The 595-nt window shown below is 66.1% G+C and carries 1 protein-coding gene; it reads right to left on the bottom strand.

Annotation, left to right across the window (positions count from 1 at the left end):
- Positions 1-595: phosphate acyltransferase (locus tag AC6LJ5_RS30335; protein ID WP_498142454.1), on the bottom strand; the 595-nt coding region annotated here is incomplete at both ends.

Genomic DNA, 595 nt, shown 5'->3' with positions numbered 1-595 from the left:
TCTGCTCGGCCGTGGGTTCGTCGTTGACGTGCGTGTCCACCAGCACCACCGTGCGCTCGTTCAGCAGCAGGATGTTCATGGCGGCATAGACGTTGTGCCCGGGACGCCGGCCAATGACCTCGTCGACGAAGCGCAGATGGTCGTGATAGGCGCCCACCGAGCCGCAGACCATGCCGTCGGCGTCGCCCAGATGCACCATCATCGCGCCGATCAGCGTCATGCGGCGGCGCATTTCCACGCGCGCCATCTCCTTGGTGATGCCACGGCGGCACATCAGCTCCCAGTACGTGGTCCAGTACTGATGGAAGCGTTCGTCATATTCGGGGTTGGTGACTTCCACGTCCTCCCCCAGGCGCAGGCGCAGGCCCAGCTTTTCGATGCGGGCCAGCAGCACCGACGGCCGGCCCACCAGGATCGGACGCGCCAGGCCTTCGTCCACTACCACCTGCACCGCGCGCAGCACGCGCTCGTCCTCGCCTTCCGAGAACACGATGCGCGCCGGGCCGCCCTCGCGCACGATACGCTTGGCCGCCGAGAACAGCGGCTTCATGAAGGCGCCCGAGTGATACACGAACTGCTGCAGCTGTTCCTCGTA

The sequence above is a fragment of the Achromobacter sp. 1011791174 genome (genome assembly GCF_059760925.1).
This window is presented reverse-complemented; position numbering and strand designations above follow the sequence as displayed.